Origin of the sequence: Clostridium sp. USBA 49 (assembly GCF_900167505.1) — a bacterium.
Taxonomy (GTDB): domain Bacteria; phylum Bacillota; class Clostridia; order Clostridiales; family Clostridiaceae; genus Clostridium_AT; species Clostridium_AT prolinivorans.
Genome location: NZ_FUYD01000025.1, coordinates 1 through 7,364, shown reverse-complemented (window position 1 = coordinate 7,364; position 7,364 = coordinate 1). Strand labels below are relative to the sequence as shown.

Below are 7,364 nucleotides of genomic sequence, written 5' to 3'. Positions count from 1 at the left end.
ATATATTGTTTAGTGAGGTCTTAAATAAAGGTGCATAGCCTGGGGACTCTGTCCCCAGACCCCTGAGGTTTACCGCTTTTGGTTCTACCAGAAACGGATAAAAACGGATAGTTAAGAACCATCCGTTTCTGTATAGAACACTAATAACCGCTCAGGTTGCTCCTCAGCATTGCCTTATCCTGTTAATTAGCAATGTATATTATTGCCTAAATTTGGTTATAATATACATTGTAATACAGGTTAAGCAGTTGAGATTATTGACTTTAAATTACATTATTTTACAAATAATTTATCCTTAAATTACTTGTCGAAAGAAAGAGAATACACAAAATTATTTACACGGCCTTATTTTATAAAATTTATTATTAATTTAATACAGTAATTAATATTTAGTTTAGTTCTGTTTGTGCAACTTCAAATTCACCTTCTCTAATCATATCTACAAAAACTTCAACTATAAATGGATCAAATTGTATCCCTTTATTTGCCTCAAGTTCAGCAATAGCCCTATTAACAGACATACCTTTTCTATAAGGTCTATCTGACACCATAGCATCAAAAGCATCTGCTACACAAATAATTCTTGCTCCAAGTGGTATTTCATCACCTTTAAGTCCTTCTGGATACCCTAATCCATCAAATCTTTCATGATGATACTTTATCATTTCTCTTTCTTCTTTTAAGCTTTCAATGCCTTTAAGTGCATAATAACCTTTTACAGGATGAGTTTTTATAATATCATATTCTTCCTTTGTAAGCTTTGATGTTTTGTTTAAAATAGATTTATCTATTCCTATTTTGCCTATATCGTGAAGTATAGCTGCAATCTGTATCCGTTCAACATCTATATTAAATCCATAATTTTTATTTAATCTTTCGCTTATCTCCTCTGCATAACATGTTACAGCCTTAGAATGACCTGCTGTATATTCATCTTTTATCTCAAGAAGATTTACCATTGCCCATATTATTTTAAGATATTGATCTTTTTTTTCTTTTTCATTTTTACTTAAAATTGTAATCATATCCTTTATTTCATTATTAGCAGCTATAAGTTCTTTATTATAAACTTTAAGTTTTTCTTCTCTTGTTTTTATTTTATCAGACATAATGTTAACAATTTCTGCTATATCATTTACCTCTTCAATGTAAAAATTGTTAGTAATTTTTGCATCGTGTTCCCCAAAAGATATGCTTTTAGCATAGTCTTTAAATATATTTATATACTCTGTAATAGTGCGTGATGTCCGAGATGAAAATAATACAATAGATATAAAAACAAATATATTAATCAAAATAAATAAAATTATTAATCCAATATATAATGTTTTGTTACTAAAAACATTATATTGAACTACTATATACATAGAACTTATAGGCTCTTTTTTTATACTTCCTATAACAATCTTATTTGTTATTTTATCTTTATAAATAAAAGCTTTGTTACTTTTTAATCCTCTATTTATAATAGATTGTTTAATATTCCCCTTTACATTTTCCTCGTTACTTTTAAAAACTATATTCCCATTACTGTCTGTTAAATAATATTCAATACCTTTTAAATTTTCACTTTCTATAATGTTAGGATCAACAATAGCTACTATAATCCCAATTAAATTATTATTTTCCCTTATAGGACTTATTATATTAGTAGTAATTTTTTTATCTTTATAGGATACATAAGAATTAGAAATTATATATTCTTTATTTTTATTATTTACAATCTCCTTATAATATTCTTTATTACTTAAATTTACCCCTATAAAATCTTTATAATTGTTGCTGCTATCTATAACTACACCTTTTTTATCTAAAATAACAATGCCTTTAATATCACCTGTAGTATTTACTAAGCTTTCAATAAATCTCTTTTTTTCATTAGCAGGAATATTATTATTTTTAAATATTTCTGCTAATGTATTTAAATTTTTCTTAATCATTTCGTGCTTTTTATTATAATTATTTACAAGAATTTCTGAAAGATTTTCTTGATTAGATCTTATTATAAAAAAAGCTTCAGTAATAAAAAATATACTCGTCATAAAAAAAATTACCAGGAGAACTAATACACTGCTTTTTATCATTGTATAAAAAGAAATTTTTTTAATACTTCTAATTTTCTTTTCTTTCAACTTTTTTCTCCTTTATAAATAAAAACTTACATTTTTTTAAATCAAATACACATTGTCCTCCTAGAAATATTTTATATATATTTATCTCCTCCATTTATATTACCTCAATTTTACAATTTTATTTCTATTCTGTCTAATTTTGCAATTACATTTATATCTTTAATGAAAGCTGTTTCTGCTTTTATACTTCCTCTATTACTTATAAGAAGTACCTTATTATTATCTATTTTTTTTATTTGTCTTATGGCTCTTTCTCCATTATATTCAATTAAACATATAGCATTATTCTCAATTTCATGAGTAATATGAGCAAAAGCTAAATCTCCTTTTGCTATTCTAAATCCTATCATGTCATCATCTTCTATTAATAAATATAAAACTTTGTCCAATGCATAACCTTCAATTTTATTAGAAATAACAGGAAGCTGCCTTGTACCTTCTATATCTTTTAAATTATATTTATATATAGATACATTTTTTAACACTGAACTTAAAGCATTACTCCATACATCATTTACTTCATTTTTAATATTATTAGATTTATTATTTTTAATATTTACTGTCTTTATATCCACATTCTCTTTAGCTGCTTCTTCTTCTATGGACATAGTTATATCATTTATATCTTTACCTGTAAGCTTCGAAATTTTATTTATCATTGTTTCATTTAATATTCTTCTTCCTTGTTCAACCTCTTTTATAAAATTTTCAGAAACACCTAATTTTTTAGCTAACTGCTTATGATTTAATCCAAGTTGTTCTCTTATATCTTTTAGTTTTTCTCCTGCTCTGCTCATCTATTTTCCCTCTTTTCTTTCAAGTAATTAAACGTTCATCTTTATTTTAATATATATTAACTTAATTTTCTATCATATAAAAATATAAATTCTTTAAAATATAAATTTTTCTTTGCTTATATCATATTAATTCTTATTATATGATATAATTTTAATAAGTTCTTTTATTTATTATTAATTGTTAAATTTTTTATTGAATATATAAAATTTTAGGAGGTATTTTTATGATAATCACCACTACCCCTACAATAGAAGGCAAAAAAATAATTGAATACAAAGGAATAGCTTTTGGTGAAGTTATATCTGGAGTAGATTTTATCAAAGATTTTACAGCAGGACTTAGAAATTTCTTTGGTGGTCGTTCTAAATCTTATGAAAATGAACTTGTACAAGCAAGATTTGATGCATTAGATGAACTTCAAAAAAGAGCAGAAGTTTTAGGTGCTAATGCAGTAGTTGGAGTAGATATAGACTATGAAGTACTGGGACAAGGCGGCAATATGCTTATGGTAACAGCTTCTGGTACAGCAGTAGTAGTTGAGTAAAATTTTATATAATTTGATTTTTAAAATATTAATTTCATAAAAAACAGCCTATACTGCAAATTATAAACAATTTGCAGTATAGGCTGAAGGTAAAATCATAAAACAAGTTAGTACTGTATACTAAAAAAATAAATAAACTTAAATTTAATAGGTAATACATTATACTTATTCATAAATTTCATCATATTACTTAATACCTTCCATTTTATTAACTTTTTTAAATAATTGAATTCCTTTTTTTAATCTTGTAAGTCCATCCTCTAGACGTTCTTTAGGACATGCTATATTGATTCTAACAAAGCCTTTCCCATTTTCTCCGTAAGTTTCTCCAGCTGAAACATATAGTCCTGCTTCACTATAAATAAAGTGGCACAAATAATCTGTATCCTGTGTAATCTTATTGCAGTCAATCCACAAAAGATATGTTGCATGGGAAGGTACTATATATAATTCAGGTAACTCAGATTCTATGAACTTTTCTGCAACTTTTTTATTTTCTTCTATATAATATCGAAGTTCACTTAGCCACTTCTCTCCTTTAGTAAATGCTGCAATTGTGGCCTCCATAGCTATTGCATTTGGCTCAGCCACCTCATCTGTATTTAGTGCTCTATTTATTTTATGTCTAAAAATTTCATTAGGAACTACTACTGCTGCTGTCTGTACACCTGCTATATTAAATGCTTTTGTAGGAGCAATACAAGTAATGCTGTTATTTGCACATATTTCTGAAATAGACGCAAATGGAGTGTATTCATATTGTGTATCCGTCAAATCACAATGAATTTCATCTGAAAGAACAAGCACATGGTGTTTAAAACACAATTCTCCAATTCTTTTCAGTGTATCTTTATCCCATACCTTTCCTATTGGATTATGAGGATTGCATAGAATCATCATGGTTGTCTGTGGATCAGAAAGTTTATTTTCTAAGTCTTCAAAATCAATGCTATATTCTTTTCCATCGTATAATAATTTATTTTCTACAACATTTCTTCCATTATTTTTAATAGAATTAAAGAAAATGTTATAAACAGGCGTTTGAACAAGTATATTTTCTCCAACCGACGTCATCTTTCTCACTGCACTTGATATTGCAGGCACAACTCCTGTACAAAATATTAACCATTCCTTATCTATTTGAAAATTATGCCTTCTTCCCCACCAATTGATAATAGCCTTATACCAATCATCTGGTATAATAGTATAACCTAATATTCCTTTTGACACCTTTTCCTGAATTGCTTCTATAATCTCTGGTGCCGTCTTAAAATCCATATCCGCTACCCACATAGGAAGCACATTTTCATCAACTTCCCATTTTAGAGAGTTTGTATTTCTCCTGTCTGTTAATACTGAAAAATCATACTGCATATTTTATATCCCCCGTTATAATCTTGGTATTTTCAGGATCTATTTTTGTTTCATCCATAACTAGTTCCTTAATACCCTCTGCCTTAATTATACCACCAGATGGATTCATAACACTATCAATTATGCTGTTAATTTGTACATCTATTGTTGAATATTCAAATGCCAACTTAGTGTTCAATAATCGGCAGTTTTTCATTACAAGGTTATCAATATAACAAAACCCTTGCAAACTTTCAATAGTACAGTTTATAAATGTTAGATTTTTAGAATTCCATCCTATATATTCTCCTGAAATAAATGAATCATAAACTATTACATTCTCACAGTTCCAGAAAGCATCCTTTGACAACATTTTAGCATTATGTATTTCAATATTTTTTACTCCATCGAATGAGTAATTACCTACCAATTGAAATCCCTCAATTTTAATATTTGTACTATTCATACCAAAATAATCACCTTTAACTGTTACATTTTTAAGAGAAATCTCATCACAATTCCATAAAGTTTCACCGGCATTAGGTATATTTACATTTTCTAACGTAATCTTTTTTGAATGTCTAAATGTCTTTGGTGCTTCAATAATGGTATTTAATATAGAAATATTTTCTGTATACCAAATTCCAGCACGAGCCATTTCAAACAATGTGCTATTCTCTATTAAAATATTTTTACAGTACCATAATGGATATTTCCATTTAAACATACTATTATCTATTTTTATATTCTGACTTTCCTTTAACGGAGATTCTCCATCAGCAAATGTCGAGTAAGAAATCTGTAAATTCTTACTATGGAATAATGCTCTTTCACCTGTTAACAACTGTTGTTTTATTACTTCCATTAATTTATATTTACCTCCATTTAAAACAATTTATTGATTATATAAAAAGTATTAAACCCTTTATATTAAGTAGTATTTAATATTAATTTTTTACATTAAAACTATCTTTTTTCTTAAAATTTAAGTTAATTCATAAAGCATCCTTCCTTTACTAATAATTATTTATTATAATTAGTTTCATATTTCTATAATAAAGGATGGAGTTAACTCTATGTCAATAATTTGTTTGAAAATTTAAATTATTTATCTAAATTATATAACCTTAAATTCTTTCCATCTTCCACTTTTAAATCTAACAATGTATATAAAAGAACGAAGCATCCAATCAAATCCCATGGCAATCCATATACCAATAACTCCCATATTAAATACGATACCTAAAGTATAGCCAAGAGCTATACGCAAAACAAATGGTGTTAGTATAATATTGTAGACACAGAAAGCCGAACACATTAAAATATAAATAAGATAAGGATGTGTTATAAATGGCAAGAGGTCAAAAACAATATACAGAAGAATTCAAAAATACAATAGTAGAGCTTTATAATGCTGGTAAGAGTCTATCAGCGTTAAGCAGCGAATATGCCCTATCAAAATCAACAATAGCAGGATGGATAAAGAAGAATAAGCCTATAGCTGTGGATAAAGATACAACTATAACTGCAGCAGATTATCAAGCTATAATTAAAAAGAATAAGCAGCTTGAAGAAGAGAATGAAATATTAAAAAAAGCCATGGGCATATTCGCAAGGAAGTAACTACTGTATTTGAATTCATAACTAACAACCAAAAATATCATGATATTAAGCTTATGTGCAAAGTTTTAAAGGTGTCTAGGAGCTCTTATTATAAACACCTACATAAAAAGCCTAGCAATAGAGCAATAGAAAATAAAAACATAGAAGAAAAAATTATAGATATCCACAAAGAGAGTAAACATCGATATGGAGCAGTTAAGATAAACGAAGCTTTAAAATCAACAGGTATAACTATTAGTCTAAAGAGAACCCAAAGATTAATGAAGAAACTGGGGATAAAATCTGTAATAGTAAAAAAAATATAGACCTACTTCATCCAAAAAGAAAATAGAAGCACAAGAAAACGTTTTAAAAAGAGATTTTAATACTACTACAATTAACGAAAAATGGGTAACAGACATAACTTATATTCACACAATTAAAGACGGATGGTGCTATTTAGCCTCAGTTATGGATTTATATAGTAGAAAAATAATTGGCTATGCTATGTCTAAATCTATTGATACGGCACTTGCTCTCCAAGCTGTAAAAAACGCTATAAAACTCCAGAAACCAACCAAGCCTCTAATTCTACATAGTGACTTAGGCTGTCAGTATACAAGCTCTGCTTTTAAAGAGTATATAGAGAGTACTAAACTAATTAAACATTCTTTTAGTGGTAAGGGTTGTCCCTATGATAATGCCTGTATTGAGTCTTTCCATGCCTCATTAAAAAAGGAAGAAGTACATCTTGTTAAGTATTTTGATTATGATGCTGCAAGACTTGATATATTTGAGTACATAGAAGCCTGGTATAACAGAAAAAGGATACATGGTGGTATTGGATATTTAACTCCCCAAAAATGTGAAGATTTGCCTAGAAAAATCTCATAAAAAGTTCAACTTTTTGTGTCTAAGATATTGACATAGATCCA

Annotated in this window: 6 protein-coding genes and 1 pseudogene; 2 read left to right on the top strand and 5 right to left on the bottom strand. The window is 27.6% G+C overall.

Annotation, left to right across the window (positions count from 1 at the left end; translation table 11 throughout):
• Positions 1 to 389 precede the first annotated feature (389 nt).
• A complete protein-coding gene (locus B5D11_RS12425; RefSeq protein WP_078683327.1) occupies positions 390 to 2,132 on the bottom strand; it encodes an HD domain-containing phosphohydrolase in 1,743 nt (580 codons plus the stop codon).
• A gap of 110 nt (positions 2,133 to 2,242) precedes the next feature.
• Entirely contained in the window at positions 2,243 to 2,929 is a 687-nt protein-coding gene (locus B5D11_RS12420; protein ID WP_078683326.1) for a helix-turn-helix domain-containing protein, read from the bottom strand.
• Between the two features lie 224 nt (positions 2,930 to 3,153).
• Here B5D11_RS12420 and B5D11_RS12415 point away from each other — a divergent pair, with 224 nt between their 5' ends.
• Entirely contained in the window at positions 3,154 to 3,474 is a 321-nt protein-coding gene (locus tag B5D11_RS12415) for a putative heavy metal-binding protein (RefSeq protein ID WP_078683325.1), read from the top strand.
• 186 nt (positions 3,475 to 3,660) lie between these two features.
• On the opposite strand, the gene B5D11_RS12410 is transcribed toward B5D11_RS12415, so the two are convergent.
• The 3 genes from B5D11_RS12410 to B5D11_RS12400 all read right to left on the bottom strand — a co-directional run bounded on the left by B5D11_RS12410 (position 3,661) and on the right by B5D11_RS12400 (position 6,097).
• Positions 3,661 to 4,848 carry a MalY/PatB family protein gene (locus B5D11_RS12410; protein ID WP_078683324.1) on the bottom strand — a complete coding sequence of 396 codons (1,188 nt, stop codon included), beginning with the start codon at positions 4,846 to 4,848 and terminating at the stop codon, positions 3,661 to 3,663.
• A complete protein-coding gene (locus B5D11_RS12405) occupies positions 4,838 to 5,692 on the bottom strand; it encodes a DUF3737 family protein (RefSeq protein ID WP_078683323.1) in 855 nt (284 codons plus the stop codon). The genes B5D11_RS12410 and B5D11_RS12405 overlap by 11 nt, the downstream gene beginning before the upstream one ends.
• Positions 5,693 to 5,944: 252 nt before the next feature.
• Complete coding sequence (locus B5D11_RS12400; protein ID WP_242942299.1) at positions 5,945 to 6,097, bottom strand: hypothetical protein; 153 nt, start codon at positions 6,095 to 6,097, stop codon at positions 5,945 to 5,947.
• Between the two features lie 80 nt (positions 6,098 to 6,177).
• On the opposite strand from B5D11_RS12400, the pseudogene B5D11_RS12590 reads away from it, so the two are divergent.
• A pseudogene (locus B5D11_RS12590) lies at positions 6,178 to 7,323 on the top strand (IS3 family transposase).
• Positions 7,324 to 7,364: the final 41 nt, after the last annotated feature.